The sequence below is a fragment of the Prolixibacter bellariivorans ATCC BAA-1284 genome (genome assembly GCF_000621705.1).
GTDB lineage: Bacteria > Bacteroidota > Bacteroidia > Bacteroidales > Prolixibacteraceae > Prolixibacter > Prolixibacter bellariivorans.
This window is the reverse complement of record NZ_JHXO01000011.1, coordinates 231926-256053: the sequence shown is the minus strand read 5'-3', so window position 1 is coordinate 256053 and position 24128 is coordinate 231926. Positions and strand designations below refer to the sequence as shown.

Genomic DNA, 24128 nt, shown 5'->3' with positions numbered 1-24128 from the left:
AACCATGATACAACGAATTCATACATTCATTTTCGTATTCCTTGCATCTGCAACGGTTGCTCATGCCCAGCTATCCCTCAACCGGGACAAATGCCGCGAAATGGCGCTGGAGTACAGCAAGCAGATCAGTAAGGCCAACACACAGAAAGAGAAAGCCACCTATGACAAGAAGGCTTACCGGGCCAACTATTTCCCGAAATTATCGGCTACCGGAACGTTTCTGTATACGCCCAAGACCATTGATTACACGATCGATGGAGGCTATCTGCCGACCTACAAGCCGGATGCCAGCGGGCAGTTACAGCCCAACGTAATGGTTAATCCGTCCACAGGGCAACCTGTAATAGGTTCAGACGGGAATCCGGTGTTTAATATGTACGCCTTCATGCCCAACGTCAACCTGGAAATCGGGCTCAAAGGCGTGGCTTTGGCCGGATTAAAACTGGAACAACCCATTTACATGGGAGGCAAAATCCGCAAGGCAAACGAAATGGCGGGTTTGGCTGAAGATATGGCTGATTCGAACATCCGGTTGCAGCAATCGAATGTCATCTACGAAAGTGATAAAGCATATTGGACCTACCTAACGTTGAAGGACAAGGTAAAAGCTGCAAAAAAGTATGAGAAGATGCTGGATGAGCTGGTCAACATTTTGCAAAACAGTTATACAACCGGCATGAGCTCCCGCAACAATTTGCTGAAAGCTGAAGTGAAAAAGAATGAGGCCGTTTTGATGATCCAGAAAGCAGAGCACGGCCGTGAACTGGCTCGTATGAACCTTTGCCGCATTATCGGTTTGCCGCTGAATACTTCAGTAACAGCTGTCGATAGTTTGACCGTCGGAGTAATTCCCTCGACCAACCCGGAAGATGAAAATCCTCAAAACCGCCCCGATTGGCAAATCGTGAAAAAGCAAGTGGAACTGAAACAGAAGCAGGTCGATCTGACCCGTGCGGACTTCCTTCCGCAACTGGGGGCATCAGCCGGGTATAATTACCTGGAAGGACCAAAAATCAATGGATCGAACTATTCCAATACCTCTTTCACGGCCATGGCCTCCGTTAAAATCCCCATTTTCAACTGGGGCGAAGGACGGAACAAAATCAGGGCAGCAGAGGCCGAGCAGGAAATGCAAAAGACCGATCTGCAGGACATCACCGAAAAGATGATGCTGGAAATTGCCCAGGCAAGGTTCAACCTCAAGGATGCAGTGACCCGATTGACCATGACGGAAAAAGCACTGGAGCAAGCCAAGGAAAATCTGAAAGAGAGTAAGGATAATTACGAAGTAGGCATGGAAACACTGGCCAATTACCTCGAAGGACAAGCACAGTGGCAAAAAGCATTGAGCGATAACATCGATGCCAAATCGGATGTCAAATTAAGTGTAACACAATACCTGAAAACCATTGGCAAGCTGGTGCCGGCCGCTAATGAACAAGCAAATAACAATCAGAAGTAACCTGTGGTGATTCATTGACAGGCTGAAGGGATTCGTATCCGCTAATTTTAGAACGTAAAGAATTATGCTATATTTCGGACTCGGAGATAAAAAGGAAGGCATCATGTCGAATAAGTTTCGCTTCACATTGATACGTTTGGGCATTGTGTCCATACTGGCCCTCCTGACCCTTCAGTTTGTCAATTTTATTCTGACGCCCACGCAAAATCCGCTTAACGACTCATATCCGTATATTCTGGCCATCATTGGTTTCAACCTGCTCAGCGAAGGAAACATTCTCATTAACCGGTATCTCGACCGGAAAACGCCGTGGTTCTTTCGCATTGTTCCAAGGGTATACAAGCAGGTTTCATTAAGTCTGCTATGGACAGCTATCGTGGGCTTTGCGATGTTCACTGTCCTTCCAAGGGACACCATCCATCCCAATTTGCACTTTCGTGGAATTGTTTTGACCTATGCTTTCGGTGCTATTTTCGTCCTCATCTTTAACAGTATTCTGTTCCTGCGTAGCTTCTTCTCCAACTGGCGCAATTCACTCATCGAGAACGAAAAGCTAAAACAGGAAAAACTGAAATCGGAATACCGGGTTCTACAGAACCAGATGAACCCACATTTCCTGTTCAACAGTCTGAGTGTGCTCATTTCTGAGATTCGGTATAACCCCGATAAAGCGGAAGAGTTTGCCCGAAAGATGGCCGATGTATATCGCTACGTATTGCAACGCCGCGACGACGAAACCATTACACTCGAAAAAGAATTGAAATTCACCGAAAAGTTCATTTTTCTGCATAAAATCAGGCTAGGTGAAGCTGTCTTTTTGGAAAACCAGATTGAGCCGGAATTGTTAAAGTCACGCATTCCTCCATTCACCTTGCAAATACTGGTTGAGAATGCGCTCAAGCACAACCGGGCAACGGAAAAGGAACCGCTTCATATCAATCTGAAGACTGACGCCGAAAAGATGATGTTGGAGGTAAGGAATAACCGGCAGGAAAAAAAGACAACTTACAGTGCCGGAACCGGGTTGAATAATTTATCCGATCGATACCGGTTATTGTCTGGTAAAACCATTAAAATCATTGAAACAGAAATCGAATTCGCGGTACAAATCCCGCTTCTGGATTAAATACGCATTGTTATGAATGTGCTGATAATTGAAGATGAATTACCTACGCAGCGAATGATGACCGAGCTCATCACCAGCCTCAGGCCCGACTGGCAAATCCTTGCCTGCCTGGACAGCGTGCGTGATTCGGTGGCCTGGTTAAAAAAACATCCCGATCCCGATCTCATTTTCTCCGACATTCAACTCTCCGACGGCATCTGTTTCGAGATATTTGATGCCGTTCAACCGCAATCGTTCGTCATTTTTGTTACCTCGTACGACGAATATGCCATTCAGGCGTTCCGGGTCAACAGCGTAGACTATTTGCTGAAACCCATTGAGCCAGCGATGCTGGAGAAGAGCATCGAGAAGCTTGACGCGATGCAAAAACAGGTTAAAGCTACCGAACTGTTGGGCTCGGATTACAAAGATCTTGCTGAAGCATTGCTCAGCGGACAGAAAAAATACCGTACACGGATGGCTGTTCCCACCGCTGACGGTTTTGTGAAGATCAATGTCAACGACATTGCCTATTTATACAGCTCACAAAAAACCACTACCGCCACGACTTTTCAGCAAGTGAATCACGTGGTCGATCATCCGCTGGATAAACTGGAAAAGCAACTCGATCCGGAACAGTTTTTCCGGGCCAACCGGCAGTTTATCATCAACATCGATGCGGTAAGCCGGGTGAACAATTGGTTCAACGGTAAACTCATCGTGAAAACCAAACCCGAGTCAGAAGAAAAAATCATTGTCAGCCGCGAGCGCGCCCGCTTCTTCCGCAACTGGCTGGATCGGTAAATCACGATTGAATATTTGAAATAGAAAACACCACCTCTGATTCAGGATGCCGGTTTTTATACACTGAAAATTCTCCGAAAAACAAAGAAGATTACACCTACAGGGGCGAAACAGTCTATATTTCCGGGAGAAATTTCTCTGAAGAAGGTTCAAATTTCTCTCTTCGATGCGAAAAATTTTCTGAGAAAGAGGGAATTATTGTGCCTTTGGGCCGAAAGATTTCGTTTCCAAAATGGAAGATTCTCTTCTGAGATCGGAAAGCCCTGGGTTAAAAACAGGAAAGTCCGGGTTAAACATGGAAAAGTCTACTCTAAAGGTAGAAAGTTGGATCCCCTGAGGTAGAAAATTCCATCTCAGGGGTAGAATACCACACCCTAAACGAAGACCATAAAAAAACAAAAACGCGCCAAACAGGGTGTACCTGCGGCGCGTTTCAATTTGACCCAAACTAAACTAAAATATATTCTATTGTCTATTTCGAGATTGCATAATCAACAACCACATTATTCACCAACAATTTGTTTCCATTGTATTCAGGCGTTCCGTTCGCCGGAACCAATACCAGCATGGCTACGCCATTCGGTTCCAGCGTAAACTCGGTTTTTCCGGTTACATTCTTCCGAATGAAGCTATGCGTTAGTGCATTGTATAAATCAACGGGAGCTGAACCACAATCAATTTTAATGGCTTTTGCCTCCTTATAAGGGTTGTTATACAGATAAGTAGGATATGCTTTATCGCGATAGAAATCGCAGGCCAACAGGTTGAGCTGAAGAATGCCTTTCACATTGGTGGTATCGATAATGCTACCGAAAACACCCGCCTGGGCACTTCCATACACGCTGAACTGGGTTACCCATGGATTCTTTCCTTTTACCCAGTTGGGACCATCTCCCTGCGCCACCGGCGCTTTGATATCCGCAAACTGTTCGTAAGCTGATTTCTTGGTAAGACCTTCGTAAGCAATAACACCTTTGGTTACCGATTTCAACTGAGGAATGGTCTGATGATCGTCCGGGATTTCGTACGGATAAAACAGGTGAGCCGCATTCGCCGCATTCAGCATCCATTTGCCAACCACTTTTGACCAGGTCGGATCGTAGCGCACCATAGGAACCAACGCCCAGGCCACATCAAAAGTATTCATCAGGAAAGCATAGCCACCGTTGTCGTAAGTACTGCCAACCAGTCCCGAAACGTCGAAACCATTCCAATTGTCAGCTAAAACCCCCCAACCTCTGCGGCATTTTGCATCTCCGTTAAAGGTCCATTTCATGATTTTGGTAAAATCATAATGGGTTCCTTCTTCGGCATTCAAACGGGCAGCCACATACGCTCCGAACGGCATCAAAATTTCATAGAAGGTGTTATCCTTTTGACTTAATAAAGCGTCCAACGCAGATTTGGCACCTTCGAGGTAACGCTTATCACCGAACTTTTTGTACGCTGCATATAACACATAGGCATGTCCGGCCGCTGCATCCTGCTGAGGACAGATATGGCTGTCTTCCGGTTCCAGTTTTCCGTAATTGAAGAATGAATGATGATAGTTACCATTCAATACCGAATCAGCCGCCAAAAATTTATCTGCGATGGACCGAAGCAGCGGAGTGGCATTTTCCTCATTCGGATAGAAATTCATGATTCCGTAATAGATGACATTCGGAAAAACATCGTACCACCAGTCGCGGCCGTAACCGCCTCCCAGCAGAGCCACCTGAGGACAGGTATTGTTCATCATGATATCCCAACCCGTATCCTTGTTGAAATAATTCCGAAGCATGTTCACGTAATCTTTCCCATCCTGGTTTGATTTGTCAATGCCCATCAGGGTGGCCCCGAGAACCGCTCCCATCGTGGTCAGTGATTCATGGAAAATTCCGTCATGATGGTCTGGTCCCTGGCGAACATCGCCGATAGCGGTATACAGACCAAATGTCTTTTGTGGGAAATTTTTTTGCGAATTGTCCGTCCAGATAAGCGGCCAGTAATCGCCGGTTTGTGTGGAATCGAAAACCAATTGATCGAATTTCCGGGCTTTCGCTTTCCAGTCAAGCATTTTATAAGGCGACGGCAAATCGGACATTTGACCGATCCGCTCCAGCATTTTCTGCGGCACTCTGTCCTGATGACGCAGCTCCGGCTTTGATGTGCAGGACGCCAGCATCAGGATGACAGCAACAAACAACAATATTCTCTTCATGGTTTAGTATTTTGAATTGATGATATTCTTAGCAACGAAAATGGACAATAATTGCAACAGACCAATAATGACTAAAGCATATTTCAACGCAAAGTCCTCTCCGATGTAACTAGCCATCAAAATAAAAAGTCCGCAACCAATCAGACGTCCCAGGTACAATCCCAGTTCGTGATTCAAAATATAGGTAAATTGGTTCCGTTTTTCAATGGCTGCTACCCTGTCGATTACCTTCAGCTGAATGGGGAAGTAAGCTACATCGAGCAGCGGGCGGGCCATAACCAGACACAACATGAAAAGAATCACGCCCAGCGACGAATAGAGCCCGGCATTGATGAAACTACCGGTTGCAAACAACAGCAAACCGAACGAAAAGATGTAGATACGATGTTTCGGCTTCGCCATTCGTCCAATAAGATACAGAACGATAGCCGAGAAAATTGCGCCAATCGCCTGAACCGTTCCCAACACATCTTCGTTTCCCACCAGCTTCATGATAAGCATGGCCGGAGCCGTCACAATGTATCCCTGAGCCAGTCCTTTCAGCGTAGCCAGTCCCAACATTTTCCGCCAGAGAATATGAAAACGAAAATAGATGAATCGTTCCTGTTTCGGGTTAACAAACTCACCCCTGTGAACCACAATTGAGGAGATAATCGTCAACAGGAAGACCGACGCTGTAACGATTCGGTAAGCAACATTTGTATTCCCTCCAAACCAGTGATGTTCATCGGTGGCCCCAATAAATACACCCACTACATAAGGCACAATCACCCCGGTAAGTGTATAGAAGAATGATTCCAGCCCGTAATAGTAATTACGGTTATTATCGTTGGTTGTTTCCAACGCCAGGAAATCGCGGTTGGCCCAGAAGAAACCGTAGGAAAGTCCCATAATCAATCCGGCAAGACCTATGCCTGTAGCATCCAGCTCGTGTAACATCATCATGGCCGACATGGAAACGCCACTAAGCAGCATCCCAAAGGAATAAAGCCACGCAATCTTTATTTTCCGGAGAAGAAAACCGTTTATGGCAAAAGTTAACGGAATACCGGAATAAAGAGCCAGCTGAAAAATAACCACCAGCTTGGCTTCATGTGAATTTCGCATAATGTATGCACCGATAAACATTTCGATAATCGGTAATACCAGCGAATAGATCAGATTTGTAATCAGCAGTATCCGCATACCCTTGGGATAGGTATAGAACACGCGATATTCGTTAACCAGTTTCTTCAGCATAATTCCTCAGTTGAGATGTAATTCGTTTTCTAATGCAGTGTTTCCAAAATTTCCCTGATAGAGAATTTTGCACCGCAAATCACTTCATCGGCCGCACCGTAATACATGGCAATTTCATCACCATCCACCAGATGTCCATTGGTAAAGATGACATTGCCAAAGAATCCGGTCTTTTCATATTCTTCAGTTGGCACCATGATTGGCTCTTCGGAACGGGCCAATACGTTGGAAGGATCATTTATATCCAGCAGCAAGGCTCCCAGACAATATTGATTATCCTCATTCGCTCCATGATAAATCTCCAGCCAGCCTTCATCCGTGCGAATGGGGGCTGCACCGGCACCAATGCGTACATTGTCCCATTTCCCTTTTCGGGTTTGTGCAATACACTGATGATTTCCCCAGTGATCACCATCCGGTGAACTGGCCAACCAAATATAATTTCCTCCAATTTCCGGACTACTGGGACGATGAAACGCATAAAAACGTTCGTCAACCTTCTCTTCGAAAATGGCACAATCCTTATTATGTGCCGGAAAAATCATCCCGTGATGTTCAAAATCTTTCCAGTTTTTGGTCGTTCGCAAACCAACGCCAACTCCCAGGTGGGAAACAGCCGTGTAGGTAAGGTGATATGTATCCCCGACTTGTGATACCCGGCAATCTTCAATACCGTAAGATTCGTGAATACCTTTGCCGGTAAGCAACGGATATCCTTCCGGTTCATGAAAATGAATTCCATCTTCACTGCAAACCAGCCTTAGATGCGAGATAGTCGTCAGATAATCCTGTCCCTGATAGCTGATAACCCGCGGATCGGATAAATCCAAATCCGGATCATCATTCTTAAACTCCATAATCTGTAACTCACCATCTTCACTGTAAACAGGAAAGGAAGTCAGCCCATCCTTTTGTTCCGGGCGTTCGGCCACCCGTAGCAACATCCAGATTTTCCCGTCATACCGAAATACTCCGGGATTGAGCAGACATTCAATTTTCAATCCGTCCTTACTTGGTTTCAGGTCGCCCGGCCGTAAAATCGGGTTCCCGGCGAATCTCTTTGCAATATCCATAACTAGCTTTTTGTCTTTCTTTCCGGATTGTGAAAACAAGGATGCCCCGTATATCCGACTATACTACATGTGGGGCATCCTGTTTTTATCTGTTATCTGTTAATCATTAATACCCGGGATTCTGGGTAATTGAACCACCTGATTTATCAATTTCGCGTTGTGGAATCGGATAGAGGTAATTGTTATCCTGGAAATTTTTGCCCAGTGCACCCAATACATCCTTAGCAATTCCCCAGCGTTTCAGGTCGTTGAAGCGTTGTGATTCGAAACCAAGTTCCACACGGCGCTCGTGACGCAGCCAACCCATAATCTGAGCTTTATCCGTTGAGTTCACATCACGGTCAGGCAATGTACCTGCCGGAGGTGTCGTTCCATCGATGGCTACGGAATTACGTGCCCGTGCCCTGACTTGATTAATGAGACCGATGGCTTCGGAATAGTTACCCAGGTTGATGTCGGCTTCCGCTTTCCAAAGCATTACATCAGCATAGCGGATGTAAATCTTGTTACTGGGCGAGTCGTCGTTTCCTTTGTTATCAGTATTGGTTTCACCAAGAATTTTATAAACGGCCTGATTGTCGACATCCACCGTATAGAGCAAACGCGGATCGTTCGGCTCAAATGCATCGATAAAGTTCTGTTCGGGCGCTACGAATCCCCATCCCAGCAATGCACACAAGCCATTTCCTGAACGTGGAACTGTATTGCTTTCATGGTCGTAGGCAAAAATCACCTCGTTGTCAGTGAACTCTTTCTCAACCTGAAAATTATCGAAATAATTAGCATCGAGCGAGTAGAAACCCAGGTTATCCAGCTGACCGACGTAGTCGAGTACTTTCTGCCAGTTTTGGGTGTACAGCTCAACTTTTGCCTGCATGGCAATAGCAGCTCCTTTTGAAGCACGCCATGGCTGAGTATCATCAGAATATTTGCTGTTAGGTAATAGCGTAACGGCCTGTGCCAAATCAGCTCTTACCTGATCCATCACCTGATCTTTCGGTGTACGAACTGCTACATCATAAGCTTCAGAGAAGCTTTCCAGCGGTTTCAGCAAGAGCGGAACATCGCCGAAGTTGTTGACCAAATCGAAGTAATAGAAAGCTCTCAGGAAGTAAACCTCACCCAACAAACGATTTTTCAAATTGCTGTCCATAGTCAGTTTACTCATCAGCGCGTCATCGGTCAGATAACTGATGGCCAGATTGGAACGGGAAATACCGTCATAATCATAAGCCCACTGTCCGTTAAAACCACCATTGTCAGAAGTAAAATTGAAATTATCGATTTCGTCCATCCAGGCCTGGTCACCATCAGGATTCCATTTCTTCTGCATATCATCCGAAGCGATATCACTCAGGATAAAATCGTTACGAAGAACGGTTCCGTCGTCCCAGCCCCACTGACCAATGATATTCAGGGTACTGGAAAGCAATTGATACGAAGTAAAGACTGAATACTCCACCGTACTTTCGGTTGGTGAGGTATCTATCTGGTCGGGTGTAAGCAACCCGATGGGTTCCTTGTAGAGATATTTGTCGCAACCGGTGAACAACAGTAAAGTTGATGCAACCAGTATCATATATATTTTTCTCATTTTACTGAATTTTATTAGCTGGGACATTAAAATTTCACATCAACACCAAGAATGAAAGCTCTCGACTGTGGGTAAGTTCCCATATCAATCAAATCGGTCGATTCCGGATCGAGACCAGTGTATTTGGTAACAGTGAATACATTCTGAGCAGAGACGTAAGCGCGCAGGTTCTTGAACGTATTTGAACGCTGCATCAGCGACTTGAATGTATAGCCCAGTTCCACGTTTTTCAGACGGAAGTAAGAAGCATCCTCAACAAATACGCTGGAAATCTTGCTACTACCATTATCAGTGAAACTTACACGCGGAATGGTGTTGCTGGTACCTTCACCGTGCCATGCATCCAGCACACGGGTAGTATAGTTGAACGGACGGGTATCGTAATCCACAATCTTCTTACCATCGTTGTAACGGTCTACACCGTGAACACCCTGGAACAACAGTGAAAGATCAAAACCTTTGTATTCACCGGTCAGGTTCATTCCATAAGTCAATTTCGGAATAGAGTTTCCAATGAACGTCCTGTCTTTGTCATTGATAATACCGTCACCATTCAAATCCTTGAACCGAATATCACCAGGCTGCGCCGTGGGATTAGCTGTTCCGTAAAGTTGCGTCTGAATTTCCTGTGTGTTCTGATAGATGCCTTCCATCACATAACCGTAGTAGGAATTCAATGGCTGACCAACCACTGTACGGGCTACTCCTTTACTGGCAGCATTGATAATCATCGGCAGGTTCGGGTGCAATTTCGTTACCTCATTATTAAGGGTCGCCATGTTCAGGTTGATGTTGTATTTGAACTGGTGTTCGCTGTTGCGAAGTGTCAAAGCAAACTCAAAACCTTTATTGGTAACGGCTCCTGCATTCACGTAAGTTGGAGAAACATCACCTGCAATCGACGGCAATGTAATCGGCAACAAAATATCAGTTGTATTCTTGATGAAGTAGTCCGCGGTGAAATAGATTTTGTTAGACAGAAGTCCCAAATCCAAACCGTAGTTATACTGCGTAGTGGTTTCCCATTTCAAGTTCGGGTTTCCATAACGGGAAATCAGGTAGCTGTCACCACTTTTTCTCAACAGTGTCAGATAAGCATAGTTATCAATTTCCTGGTTACCCAATTGTCCGACACTGGCTCTCACTTTCAAATCTGATAACCAGGTTAAATCCTTCATGAAATTTTCATTCGACAATTTCCATCCGGCTGAAACCGAAGGGAAATAACCCCAACGGTTATTTTGCGCAAAGCGTGAAGAAGCATCTGCACGGAAGTTGGCTGTTACCATATAACGGCTGTCATACGCATACGTCGCCGACCCGAACAACGAGAACAATGCCCACTCAGCAGCAGAACCTCCGTTCCATACGTCATACTGAGTACCTCCAAAATCGAGATAACGGAAGTTCTTGTCGGTATAGTCGTAACGAGCTCGTGAACCGCTAATGGAAGAAGAGTGGTTGGTAATAAATTCACTACCGACCAAAGCGTTGATAGAACTCTTACCCAAATCCTTAACGTAGTTCAACGTGTTATCCCAGGTGAAAGTAATTTCCTCTCCACGGTCCTCATTCAGTGTGCTTGGGCGGTTTTCACGTCCCAATCCCTGATCCAGTGAGCTGCCACTACCGTCGTCATCACCAAAGTTCTGATTAAACGCTTTGTTGTGAGAGAAGGTCAGGTCGACACCCAGGTTGGTTTTAAATTTCAGCGATTTGTCACCAAGGAAAGCATACTCTGCATACAGGTTACCAAAAGTTTTGTAGTAACTCCGAACATCATCGGTGAAATAAGCCAACGCAATAGGATTCTGCGTCCACTCGTATTTATTGCTCTCAAAGGAATCTTTATTCTTGTAGAACGGTAAATCGGTAAACGGATCTTGCGCTGACCAGGTAGGATCACTGGGATCTTTATAAATCGGGATGATAGGCGGACGCAACATGGCATGGCGAATGATTCCCGGCTCATCGCCCTTAGAAGACAATGCATCCTGTGTAACATACGAAAGTTGCAGGTTCGAGCCGATTCGCAAACGTTCGGTCAGGTTCGCATTGATGTTTGAACGGAAGGTTATGCGTTGGTATCTGTCGTTATTATACACCACAACACCATCCTGCCCGTAATAATTGGCCGATAAAAGATACTGCAGTTTATCGGTTCCTCCGGTGGCTGTCACCTGTGCATTCTGAGAATGTCCCAGTTCGAACAAGGCGTCCAGCCAGTTGGTATTGGCAAAATCACTACGGCCTTTATCAGCCGTGTAAGGGTTGGTTCCGGTATAACCTGCATTGTTCCAGGCTTGCTCCACCACATTCATGTACTGATCGGCGTTCAGCATTTTAGGAAGATGCGCCACTTTCTGGATGCCGGTATAATAACTAACATCGAGGCTGGTTTTTCCTTTCACACCTTCTTTTGTGGTAATCACGATAACACCACCAGCAGCACGTGCACCATAAATTGCTGCGGCCGAAGCATCTTTCAATACAGTCATCGATTTGATATCCGAAGGGTTCAGGAAGGTGATATCCCGTGATGGAACACCGTCAATCACATAGAGCGGATTATTATTTCCAATGGTTCCTTCACCACGGATGCGGATATTTACCTTATCACCGGGAGCACCGGTACTGGAAGTAACCTGAACACCTGCTATTTGTCCCTGCAAGGCCTGAGAAAGATCGGACACTTTCCGTTTATCGATATCGGAAATGTTCACAGGAGAAACAGCACCGGTAAGGGTCGCCTTTTTCTGGGCAGAATAACCGACAACTACCACTTCGTCAATTTGCTTTTTCTCCTCTTTCATGGTTACATTCAGGACAGACCTTCCACTCAGCGAAACAGTCTGTTTCTGGTATCCCACAAAGGAAAAATCGAGGGATACATTGGTATTTTCAACCTGTAGGGCGTACTTACCATTCACGTCGGTAATGGTACCATTTGTGGTTCCGGAAACCACCACAGTTACTCCGGGAAGTGTCGTTCCACCTTCATCGGTAACTGTACCGGTTACGCTGACCTGGCCGAAAACGGCTCCTGTCATAAAAAGAAATACAAGCCCAAGTATTTCCCTTCTAAATCTTGTAACAAAAAAGATTTTCATAGAAGTTAGCTTTAAAAATTTAATTGATTGAGCATCATTAATTACATCCTATTATTTGTAGTCGGGGTCCATATCAGGAGTGCGCAATCCCGCAACTTCATCAGCCATCAGGATGAACACATTCCAGCTGAGCCCCCTTGTTGAAAGCCACCATTCGTCCGTACTTTTCCAATGGGTTGGAATAAATTCCTTACTGAAAGGCCACTTCGGATTCAAATTGATTTCCGCCCAGGCCCGGTTTTCCATCATTTCCTTAGCCTTGGGCCAGCCATGTTTCAGTCCCACCACGTAAGCACAGTATTCAGCACGCATCCAGCTACCGCCGTTGTAATAAAAACCGTCGCGGGAGTGGTCTGCATAGTTCGTTTTTCCGAATTCGCCAAACGGCTGATAGTCGGAAGTCATATAGGAATAGCCTTTTGCATCGTTGGTCAATCGCACCAAAATAGGTGCGGTGGTCCCCATCTCCGGATGCGGAGAATTGGGAACTTTATTCAAATAAGGCATATGATTCAATTGATTCACAACCATCTCATCTGTCAACATGGGCTGGTTGAACAGCCAGAGCGATAGAAACTCCGGGACCAAATCCGTCAATGAAATCAAATCGGGATATTGCCGGTCGAACAACAGATGTTTCCGTTTCGGATCGTAGAATTTCCGGTATGCCGATTCCGCCTTGTTCAGGTAATCATCCGAAATATCGTACCCTAAAGCCTTAATCGTGTGCAGTGCTACCGCGAACATTCCCTGATTCACCGCCAGCCGGTCGGTCTTGGGCACGTAGTCACACACATCAATCTGGCTCATCGAGAAATGCGATTCGCATATTCCGTCATGGTTCTCATCAAACGAGTTCAGCACAAACGAAACAGCTTTGTCAATTTTTTCCTTGGGAAGCTGAACACCGTAACGACGCTGGTTCACTAAAGCCCATACCAACCACTCGATTGTCGCCTCGTTGTCCTTGGCTTCCACCGAGCCCATGTAAGGCGTGATGATGGTTCCAATAGCACCTTCCGGCGTTTGCGTTTTGGCCCACTGGTTCCAGATGGCCAGGTTCAATTTTTTATTGTGAGTCGCCACCGTTGTCCAGAACGAATCCCGGTTGTACATATCGGGCGAGTAATTCATATTCGGCACACTGAACGGCGTAAAATCATTCACCGAAGTAATCCAGTTCAACATATTGGCATTCGCATACAGCATCTTCTCAATCAAAGAGCCTTTAAAACCTTTGCCTTCCGCCAACCGCGACTGAGAATCAATCATGAAATCGCGGTGTGATTTCCACGGCTCCACAAAAATGTAGGTGGTTTTCGTTTCCTTTTTTCCCAGCGGTAAAATGTTGTAGGGCTGAATGGCCGCATGATTTTCGGCAATTGCGAGATTTTTAATCTGCATCTTTCCGGCTTTTCCGGAGGTATTCCCGATGAACATCGAAACACTGTCGCCTTCGATGTAAGGAACCAGAATGCTCCCTTTAAATTCCGTCCATTCATCCGGTTTCGAAGGAAATGCATCAATGTACTTGACGCCGTGTTCCAGTTCCGGCCCTTGCTGGCCGTTCTTCACCCGGTACAGTTTCAGTGCTACCGGCAAGTTGCCTTTTACCTTGAAAGAGATAGTGTACACTTTCTGTCCGGAAATGGGTGTCATCAGGCGGATGCCGGCTTTCGCTCCCGACTGACAATTCATGGTAATCAAACTATCCTTCCGGGAAACCGAAAGCTTACCCTCCGGCATGAATTTCTGCGGAAGCGGTAAGACAGTTTCGGTTCCGGCATTCAGATTGAACATCTCACCAAAAGTCAAACGTACATAATCTTTCCCCTGAGCCCGTTCTTCGGGAGTAGCAGTGGAAAACAGTCTTGGATCGGGGAGTTTGCGCATCCCGACAAAACCGCCGCCACGTCCGCTAAAACGGCGCCGTGTTGTACGTGTAAACTGATTTTTATATCCTGCATCGGTCAGGAAGCCTACCGTCGTATTATCCGCGGTAACAAATCCTGCCGATGGAAAAAGTTCGTGAATGAATCCACCTGGAAAATTATCCTGCTCGAAAGTCACATATTTTTTGGGTTGTTGCGCCGGAACATTATTTTCCCGGAGGATATAGTACATCGAAAGCATGCTGGGTTGAAGGAGCTCAACCGTTTTTTTTACGATGTGTGGATTGACAATTTGATAGGTGACTTTGGCGGTCAATTTCGAGTCCAGCGCCTTCATGTAGGTTTCCTTCTGCAGCACAACGACACTATCGTTCCCGGTCCAGGAAGCTCCGCGCCATTCATTAAACGTTGTATCCGAAGTTAAATCCAGGTTGGACAAATGCAGGCTAAAAGCACCGGCATCTTTCAAAAGTTTTTGATTCCCGTCATATAACGCAACACCATAACCTTGTTGCGGGGTTCCTTCAACTTTCAGTCTCAGGTTTTGCCCCGAGACAGGCGCTGCACCCATAAATAGGAACAACAGTAAAAGTACAGTCACACCGAGCCTGGATGTCGTTTGTAGCATTGGTTCAATTTTAAGTTGACTAAGGTTGATTGAGGTATTGGATTATTGGTACCTCAAAGTTGGAGAGAGATGGGTGCGGAAGCTGTACACTATATCTTCAAAAGTGTACACAAACGGCATATTTCACTGAAATAGTGACGAATAAAATGTATTAAAATGTAAAGATTGGAGTTTATTTCTTAAAACTCAACTGAAATTGTTTGGGCGGGATCTGATACATTTTTTGGAATTCGCGGTAAAAATATGAGCGGTTGTTGAACCCCGACTGATAAAATACTTCGGTTACGGTCATGGAAGTGGTCTTTAACAAATGAGCGGCATGCTTCAATCGCATAGACCGGATCATATCGCCGGGTGACATGCCCGAAATCTGTTTCAGCTTCCGGTAAAACTGCGAGCTACTCATCCCCATCTCCTTTTCCAGGAAAACTGCCTGCAGTTCTTCGTCGCTGATGTGTTGACGAATCAATTCCATAACCTTGTCGATAAACTGCTGGTCTTCCTCTGCTATGGATAATTGAGTCAGGTTTTCCATGCCATTGTCCTGCTGAAAATAGCGCGCAATCCGTTCCCGCTCTTCCAGTAATTTTTCAATGCGAATCTCAAGATGTTGGCGATGAAACGGCTTCGGTATATAAGAATTGGCACCACTCTCAAGCCCTTCAATGCGATGGGTCACCGAGCTTTTTGCAGTCAACAGAATAATCGGGATATGACAGGTCTTTAATTCGGTTTTCAATTGTTTACACAGCGCTATCCCATCCATCTCCGGCATCATCACATCACTAATAATAAGATCCGGCATCTCCGTCTCAAGCACCTTAAGTGCCTCCACACCGTTGAAAGCGGTGAGCAAACGGTATTTATCCTTCAGTATTCCGTCCAGCAACAAATGAATATCCGGCTCATCCTCTACAATCAAAACCGTTTTCAGTTTGTTCTCCAGCGCTTCCAATGTCCTGATCTTTTCCTGTCCATTTTCCTCAGCCGATAACTTGGGCTCAACCAGAATATGCTGCAATTGTCGCGAAAGAATTACTTCATCCACTGGTTCCTGTGCATCAACAGCTTCAGCGTTTTCCTGGGAACAGGGTAAAACCACAGCAAAAGTGGTCAGTTCGTTTTCTACGCTTTCCACATCAATGGTACCGCCAAGGGCAGTTACCAGGCTGCGGGCGTAAGCCAGACCGATACCTGTTCGGAATTTATCCGGTTCGGAATTGCTACCTTCATCGGTAATGAAAAAGCGCTCAAACAGGCGGGGAATTTTCTCCTTTGGTATCCCTTTTCCAGAATTCATCACCTCAATGCGAACCTGCGATTTCGCCTCGTCAACCTGCATCTTCAACTTGATATTACCGCCTTTAGGTGTATATTTAAAGGCGTTCGACAACAAGTTGAAAATGATTTTCTCAATCTTATCCTGATCGAACCAACCGGGAATTTCCGAAGGAGAATCGATCGTGTAATCAATTTGGTTCTGAATAGCCCAGTCGTCGAATAGCTCGGCGATTTGCTCCACCAGGTTCACCAGATTGAAATACATCTTTTCCATTTCCAGATGCCCGTATTCCGCTTTGCGAAACTCCATCAATTGCTGAATGAGGAACAACAAACGGTTCGTGTTTCGCTGTATCATCCGGACAAACTTCTGCCTCTCCTGATCGATACCCGGATCGTCGGCCAGCTTTTGCGATGGCCCGACAATCAGGGTCAAAGGCGTTTGTAACTCATGAGCGATATTGGTAAAAAAGGTCAGCTTGTTCTGGTGCAGTGCCTCTTCCCGCTTCCGAAGTTCGATATTCTGTTTTAGCAGTTGCTGCTTCTTCCAGTAATTCTGCACAAACAGCAGGAAAAACAAGGTCAGCAATACATAGATACCAATGGCCCACGCCGACTCCCAAAAGATCGGTTTGATTTGAAAATCGATGGCATGAACCGGTGGACTCCAGATACCATCGCTATTCGACCACTTCAGCCACAGGGTATATTTTCCCGGAGGCACGTTCGTAAACGAAATCACCCGCCGGGTTTGGATATTATTCCATTGCTTATCGAAATTCTCCAAATAGTATGCATACTGGCATTTCTCGCTGTTAATGAAGCTTAGCGCGGCCAGCGTAATATCGAAGAAGTTTTGATCATATTTCAACTTGACATGGGGAGGATTCCGTAACTCAGGCGTTACCACGAATGAAGGATAATAAGGCTGATCGTCGTTCTGTCCTTTAATGGCACTAACAGCAATGTTCGGGATGTAAGTGTACTCGCCGATATCGGACGAACGGAAATAGTTAAACCCGCTGTTACCGCCCATAAAAATATACCCGGTCTGGTTATCGCGAAAGAAAGCGCCATCGGCAAACTCATTATTTTGCAGACCGTCCTCCTCGGTAAAATTACGGAAGCGGTGGTTCTCTACGTTAAACTGAGAAAGTCCCAGATTGGTGCTCACCCATAGATTTCCGGCATGATCGCAGACCATACCGTGAATGGTGTTGTTGGGCAACCCATCGTTTGTGGTAAAACTATGAAAAGCGGGATGGTCAGAAAGCTTATTGGTCTCCAGGTAATTCAGTCCAAGGCTGGTCCCAATCCACAAACGTTTCAATGTATCCTTGTACAGGCAAAGAATATCATCGCTGCTCAAACTCAGTGAGTCCGCCGGTTCTTTCCGAAAAACACGAAACGTTTCCGACCCTTTATCAAACAAATTCAGTCCGCCCAGGCGGGTACCAATCCATAATTCATGATCGTTTTCCGGGATGATGGAAAAGATGATATTACTACTCAGCTTTCCGGCAAGATTCTCGTTGGCTTCGTATTGTTTAAAGTTAGTCAGTTTCAGTTTCCGCCCGTCCCGTTCCATCCGTAACCGGAACATCCCGTATCCGTTTGTTCCCAACCAGATGAAACCTTGTGCATCCTGGTATATTGCATACACCGAACGAAACGGCGCATAATTCGCTGTTCCTTCAATACTCTGCCAGTCCACCACCCGATGATACCGAAGATCGTAAACCGAAAGTCCTTCGCCATCGGTCCCGATAAACATCAGACTGTCCTTCCCGCAAAAGAGCGAAAAGACTGAATTATTCAGCGACGAATTAGCCGAATAAAAGTTATCTACCGGAATATTCTCCTCCGGGCCGTTCAAATAGAAATGAGGTGAAAAGCGGAACAGCCCCTGTCCTTTCGTCCCGACCCACAAAGCGCTGTCGGGCGCCAGGCTAAATGCGCGGACATTACCACCACGAAGAGCTTCAATCTGTGTCTGGGTAACCGAATGGAACAACTTGTGCCTTGGAAATAGTTTATAAATGCCATCACCATCAGTTCCTATCCAAACAACCCCTTCGTTGCCTTCGAAAACGGTTGATAATTTCCGGCTGTTGATGTGCCCGAGCCACGAATTCCGCTCAATCTGTCCGTTGGGGGTCAAAATAAAATGCTCTTTTTCCCCTGCAAGCAACACCCCGAGGCTGGTTCTCCCAATGAGTTTTTGGATACCCGTAAACCGGGTGGTCTCCGTCTTCCCGGTGCTAAACTGGTAAAAAGCCAGACGGCCGTCATTCGTCAGAATCAGAAGTTTATCATCCGATTCATTAATGAAATCCCGGACATTTTGCCCAATCTTTTTATATCCTACAATGGTTATTGTACCGTCAGCGCCATGTTGCAGACTAACGTCCGCTAAATCGCCATTGGCATATTGGATCAGGAGTGTATTCAATGGAGAAAAACTGATTTTCTTCACCGCAAGGGAAGGCAAATCGCCGGAAGGAAACCGCTGGACAGAATCATTAGCATAATACCCCAATCCCCAATCCTTTGCCTCAAAAAATACGTTGCGCTGCTGATCCACGGCCAGGTGAAACTCCGATTCGGTTAACGGAGCCTTCTCTTCGCGGCCGAAAAAATAACGTTTAATCTGTTTTGTATAAGGATTCAGCCGGTTAATGCCATGCATCGTAAGTATCCAGAGATCCCCATCTTTACCTTCCTCTATTTTCAGGATTACCTGGTTACTCAGGCTATTGGGATTATCCGGCTCGGGCCTGAAAATCTGAATAGCATGCCCGTCATACCGGTTCAGTCCGTCCCAGGTACCAATCCATAGCACATGATCCGAATCCTGAAAAATGGCATTTACCGAGCTGTTCGATAACCCGTTTGAATTGGTCAACGGCCGGATTTCAAACTGCCGCTCGTCAGCCATGGTACGGCCTAAGAGATTCAGAAAAAGAAAAGCGAAAAAAAAGCAAGTAATTCTCAAGTTCATTTTTCCCCATTGATACAAAAGCACACCTCGAAGATACGGTTAATTTTAGTGAACAAGTACAGGAAATCCGCCATTATCGCCCTAACGAAAGTCAAAAAAGCTTAGTGTCAATCCGACAATTTCCACTCTAACTCAACCGATTTAACTACATTATCATTATTTTCGGAAAGCCAAATCAAATCACATAAAAACCGACCACTGGAAAAATCCCGAACGCTTACTTTCAGTCGAAAGTCTATAACACAATATCAACCTAACACGCATAAGTGATGAAAAAACTAACAACACTCTTTTTACTCGTACTATTCAGCACTCAACTGTTTGCACAAAAAACGGAAATACTGGCACCTACGCCACCAATGGGTTGGAACAGCTGGAACAAGTTTGGCTGCAACGTCAGCGAAAAACTCATCAAGGAAATGGCTGACGCCATGGTTAATAGTGGCATGGCTGATGCAGGTTACCAATATATTGTGATTGACGACTGTTGGCAGGTAAGCCGCGACAGTGCCGGTAATATCATCCCCGACCCCACACGTTTTCCTTCCGGAATAAAGGCGCTGGCCGATTACATTCATTCCAAAGGCTTAAAATTCGGGATTTACTCCTGCGCTGGCTCCATGACCTGTCAGCAACGTCCCGGAAGCCGTGGATACCAGTTCCAGGATGCCCGCCAGTATGCTGCCTGGGGGGTCGATTACCTGAAGTATGACTGGTGTTACAACGAAGGACAAAATGCAAAAGCCGCCTACAAAACTATGAGCGACGCACTAAAAGCCAGCGGACGTCCCATCGTGTTCAGCATATGCGAATGGGGTTCCAATAAACCATGGGAATGGGGAAAAGGTATTGGGAACCTGTGGCGAACCACCGGCGACATTTTCGACTCCTTCAAAGGCGCCATTAACTGGGGCGGAAAAGGCGTGCTCGACATCATCGACCTGAATGCCAACCTCTGGTCGTATGCCGGACCGGGACACTGGAACGATCCCGACATGCTGGAAGTAGGCAACGGTGGTATGACCGACACCGAATACAAAACCCACTTCAGCATGTGGTGTATGATGGCCGCCCCGCTGATGGCCGGTAACGACCTCCGCACCATGGACGACGAAACACAAAAAATACTGACCAACGAAGATGTGATTCAGGTTGACCAGGATGAGCTGGGCGAACAAGGTTTCCGTTTCATCGACTATGGCGACCAGGAGATTTGGGTGAAATTCCTCGAAAACGATGAACTGGCCGTTTGTTTCCTCAACCGTGCCGATGAACCATGGAAACTCAATTACGATTGGAAAAAGGTCGGGATCAGCCACAAAGACCACCACGTTACATTTCACAACACAAAATATGACTTGCGCGACCTGTGGCAACACAAGGATATTGGCAACACGAGCAAAAATCTCACCGCCGACATCCCCGCACATGGCGTGTTGATGCTTAGGTTAACACCAGAAAAGAAATAGAATAAAACATGCCTCAGTGATGGGGCTTTTTTTGTTTCAAATTGCCCATGGCTGAAGCCATGGGATTGAAATTCTCGCCCACACAATGGGCTTTAGCCCAACCTCTCTTCCCTATTTTCTCATTACTAATTATTCATTAAAAAAAACCTCTTAACTTTAATCGGCACCATTAGCTGCAAACACTGATATCGAAACATCAAACCTATATACGATATGAAAACAAAAACATCCGTTTTACTGATTGCCCTGCTGCTGGGCAGCACCCTCCTGACTTTCGGACAAATGAAAGGGGTAACTGTTGGACAGGAAATGCCCGAATTCAAAGCCCAGGTATACCAGGGAGGCGAGTTCGACCTCAGCAAGTACAAAGGCAAAAATGTGATGCTGATTTTTAACCGCGGTCTGGTTGCGCCCAACCACTGGTGTAACATCTGTCAGTACAACTACATGGAGATGATTGATTTCGACAAGCTCAACCAGCTGGAAGAAAAGCACAATTTAAAAGTAGCTTTTGTGCTTCCTTACGGAAAAGATACCGTCGCCCAATGGGTGGCCACCATCCCGCAACAAATGAAAGTAGTGGAACAATGGAAATACCCTGCCGACACAACCAAGCTATCGGAAGGACGGAAACGGTGGATGCAAACAGCACGCAAGATGTTTCCGAAGGACCACACCATCAAACCCGAAAACCTGAAAACGCCTATTACCATTATCGCCGATGCCAATCACAAACTCACGGATGAATTGGGCTTATACGATCCCAAATGGGACGGAGGAAACGCACCGCAAGCCATTCCGTGTGTCTTCATCATCGATAAAAACGGTGTCGTTCAATTCAAATACGTCAGTCAAAATACCATCGACCGACCAAGCTACAGTTACCTGGAAAAGGTACTCGAAGACATGATTGACAACCAATAATAAAACACTACCTGACTGCTATCCCCAAAGCAGTCAGGTTTTTTCGGTCTTAGACCAACCGTTACCGGGAAGCTCTCTTGTTGCAAAACCAAATGGAATCACTTAATTTTAAAGAGATTCAAACCATCCATTCCTGCCGTAAATTCTAAAACTCCATTACGATGAGTAAAAACAAAACCAAGAAACACCACAAATCACCGGATCATATCGAACCCGAAAAGAAAGACAAACGCCGTTTAGGAAAGAAGCTATACAACAAGGAGCTGCGTAAAATGCAAATCGAGCTGGTGAAGTTGCAGGAGTGGGTGAAAAAGGAGCAGTTAAAAGTCGTGGTCATCTTCGAAGGCCGCGATGCTGCCGGGAAAGGCGGCGTCATCAAGCGCATCATGGAGCCACTCAATCCCCGTATCTGTCGGGTTGTTGCTTTAGGCACTCCAACCGAGCGCCAACGAACGCAATGGTATTTCCAGCGTTATGTTACCGAATTGCCGGCCGGAGGTGAGATGGTGCTGTTCGACCGCAGCTGGTACAACCGTGCCGGTGTAGAGCGTGTAATGGGTTTCTGTAGTGATGAAGAATACGACGAGTTCATGCGGAGTTGTCCGGAATTCGAGCGCATGCTGGTTCGCTCCGGCATCATTCTCATCAAATACTGGTTTTCCGTTTCCGACGAAGAACAGGAACTACGTTTCCAGGCCCGCCTCGACGATCCGACCAAGCGATGGAAACTCAGCCCCATGGATTTGGCTTCACGAGAAAAATGGGTAGAATACTCCCGCGCCAAAGACGAAATGTTTGGATACACCGACATCAAACAGGCACCGTGGTACGTGGTTCCGGCTGACAACAAACGAAGAGCACGGCTCAACTGTATCAATCACTTGTTATCCAAAATCCCTTACAAGGATTTAACGCCTGAGCCCATCGAACTGCCGCCACGCATCGAGAAGGATAACTACGTACGCCCCCCGATTACCGACCAGACTTTCGTACCCGAGATCTATTAAGGCCGGTTGTATGAAACTATCCCCCCCAAAAAAAATCAAGTTCCTTTCCCCTGTCTTCCCTAAAGGGAAAACTTGATTTTTCAGTATTCACCCTTTAGGGGCGGGGTGAATACTGAAAAATCTTCTCTCAATTGAGTTTCATACAAACAATTTAGGTGCTTCCACTTTAGCTCAGCGCTAACGCGATGGAAACTCCGATGAAGGTTCCGATAACATAACCCAGAATTCCAACGAGAATCCCCGGGGTAATCAATTTCTTCTGCCCGAGCGAAGCCGCCATCGGTGCTGCCACCGAAGGCCCCATTACGTTGGCCGCCGATGATATCATGACTTCGTAGATATCCAGTTTGAAAATCTTTGCCAACGCGATTAAAAAGATGAGGTGGAAGAACAGAATGACGAGGTAGAATCCAAGTATCGCCGGACCGATATGCAAAATATCAGCCATGTTGGTTGCCGCACCAATGGCCGCCAAAAAGATGTACATCATCCATAGTCCCACCGAAAAAGCAGTGTCTTCAAGCGGTTTGAGACGTTTGGGAAAGAGATTGGCCACCAGCACCGAAACGAGCGTAATGATAAGAATGCTCAAATCCATTTGCGTGTGAAAAACCGACTGCAACCAATCACCTAACCAGGCACCTGATGCCGCAATGGCTACTGCGATAACCAGCGTCAGTCCCATGCGCTCCATGGTAATGGGCTGCGATTTTTCGTGTTCCTGTACTACTGCTTCTACCTTGTTTTCGGCTTTGGGCTTGGCAAAAAAGCGCGCCAGGAACTTAATCCCCGGTAGCATAAAAAGCAACAGGATGAACAGGCTGGCTGCAAAGTTGTCAACCGCAATGGTAGCCGAAAACAGCGGATGGGTAGTGATTTGCAACGCTTCTCCGGTCGCAACGAAGTTCATGCTTCCCCCAATCAGTGTCGAGGCAATTACACCGGCCATTTTGCCAGAGTCCGGCCCAAGGTGAATCAGAGAAAAAGCTAAAAAGCTCCCCAGCACGACACCAATGGCTCCAATAATGTAGGCAATCAGCAATTTTCCGCCTTCGCGGATGGTACGCATAATATTCGACCCCATCAACATCATCGGAATGGAGATCGGAACAAAATACTTAAAAATCAGGTCATAAACAGGCACCTGTACTCTCGTACTTGATGCCGGCGGAACGATATTTAACATCGACAAGAGAGACATCAGCAAAACAGTAACCAGAATTCCGGATACTTTACCAAACCACTTTTTATGTTCCGACCACATCCCTAAGGCTGCAGCCCCGGTTATAAGGGAAAACAAAACCAGATGATCTCCGGGGGCTATTAATGACATATT

The 24128-nt window shown here is 46.1% G+C and carries 14 protein-coding genes; 6 read left to right on the top strand and 8 right to left on the bottom strand.

Features of this window, described 5'->3' with window-relative positions; all coding sequences use genetic code 11:
* The first annotated feature begins 4 nt into the window (after positions 1 to 4).
* The 3 genes from T426_RS23980 to T426_RS0115880 all read left to right on the top strand — a co-directional run bounded on the left by T426_RS23980 (position 5) and on the right by T426_RS0115880 (position 3371).
* Positions 5 to 1462, top strand: a complete 1458-nt coding sequence (locus T426_RS23980) for a TolC family protein (protein WP_051569007.1) — start codon at positions 5 to 7, stop codon at positions 1460 to 1462.
* 103 nt (positions 1463 to 1565) lie between these two features.
* Entirely contained in the window at positions 1566 to 2588 is a 1023-nt protein-coding gene (locus tag T426_RS23975; protein ID WP_159103316.1) for a sensor histidine kinase, read from the top strand.
* Between the two features lie 12 nt (positions 2589 to 2600).
* A complete protein-coding gene (locus T426_RS0115880; protein WP_025864408.1) occupies positions 2601 to 3371 on the top strand; it encodes a LytR/AlgR family response regulator transcription factor in 771 nt (256 codons plus the stop codon).
* Positions 3372 to 3843: 472 nt separating this feature from the next.
* On the opposite strand, the gene T426_RS23970 is transcribed toward T426_RS0115880, so the two are convergent.
* The 7 genes from T426_RS23970 to T426_RS23965 all read right to left on the bottom strand — a co-directional run bounded on the left by T426_RS23970 (position 3844) and on the right by T426_RS23965 (position 19392).
* A complete protein-coding gene (locus T426_RS23970) occupies positions 3844 to 5574 on the bottom strand; it encodes a hypothetical protein (RefSeq protein WP_211253568.1) in 1731 nt (576 codons plus the stop codon).
* Between the two features lie 3 nt (positions 5575 to 5577).
* Complete coding sequence (locus T426_RS0115870; RefSeq protein ID WP_025864407.1) at positions 5578 to 6813, bottom strand: MFS transporter; 1236 nt, start codon at positions 6811 to 6813, stop codon at positions 5578 to 5580.
* 29 nt (positions 6814 to 6842) lie between these two features.
* A complete protein-coding gene (locus T426_RS0115865; protein ID WP_025864406.1) occupies positions 6843 to 7886 on the bottom strand; it encodes a glycoside hydrolase family 130 protein in 1044 nt (347 codons plus the stop codon).
* Positions 7887 to 7992: 106 nt separating this feature from the next.
* Entirely contained in the window at positions 7993 to 9480 is a 1488-nt protein-coding gene (locus T426_RS0115860; RefSeq protein ID WP_025864405.1) for a RagB/SusD family nutrient uptake outer membrane protein, read from the bottom strand.
* 26 nt (positions 9481 to 9506) lie between these two features.
* Positions 9507 to 12530, bottom strand: a complete 3024-nt coding sequence (locus T426_RS0115855; protein WP_036984475.1) for a SusC/RagA family TonB-linked outer membrane protein — start codon at positions 12528 to 12530, stop codon at positions 9507 to 9509.
* Positions 12531 to 12641: 111 nt separating this feature from the next.
* The gene (locus tag T426_RS0115850; RefSeq protein WP_051538813.1) at positions 12642 to 15110 is read right to left on the bottom strand and encodes a hypothetical protein; all 2469 of its coding nucleotides are present in this window, start codon (positions 15108 to 15110) and stop codon (positions 12642 to 12644) included.
* 172 nt (positions 15111 to 15282) lie between these two features.
* Complete coding sequence (locus T426_RS23965; protein ID WP_051538810.1) at positions 15283 to 19392, bottom strand: hybrid sensor histidine kinase/response regulator transcription factor; 4110 nt, start codon at positions 19390 to 19392, stop codon at positions 15283 to 15285.
* Positions 19393 to 19661: 269 nt separating this feature from the next.
* Between T426_RS23965 and T426_RS0115840 the strand changes: the two genes are divergently transcribed.
* From T426_RS0115840 to ppk2, 3 genes are all read left to right on the top strand, one after another.
* Complete coding sequence (locus T426_RS0115840) at positions 19662 to 20861, top strand: glycoside hydrolase family 27 protein (RefSeq protein ID WP_025864403.1); 1200 nt, start codon at positions 19662 to 19664, stop codon at positions 20859 to 20861.
* A gap of 213 nt (positions 20862 to 21074) precedes the next feature.
* On the top strand, positions 21075 to 21785 hold the full coding sequence (locus T426_RS0115835; protein WP_025864402.1) for a redoxin domain-containing protein: 711 nt from the start codon (positions 21075 to 21077) through the stop codon (positions 21783 to 21785).
* Between the two features lie 161 nt (positions 21786 to 21946).
* On the top strand, positions 21947 to 22792 hold the full coding sequence (gene ppk2, locus T426_RS0115830) for a polyphosphate kinase 2 (protein ID WP_025864401.1): 846 nt from the start codon (positions 21947 to 21949) through the stop codon (positions 22790 to 22792).
* Between the two features lie 166 nt (positions 22793 to 22958).
* Here the strand turns inward: ppk2 and T426_RS0115825 are convergent, their stop codons facing one another.
* Complete coding sequence (locus T426_RS0115825) at positions 22959 to 24125, bottom strand: DUF819 family protein (RefSeq protein ID WP_025864400.1); 1167 nt, start codon at positions 24123 to 24125, stop codon at positions 22959 to 22961.
* Positions 24126 to 24128 lie beyond the last annotated feature (3 nt).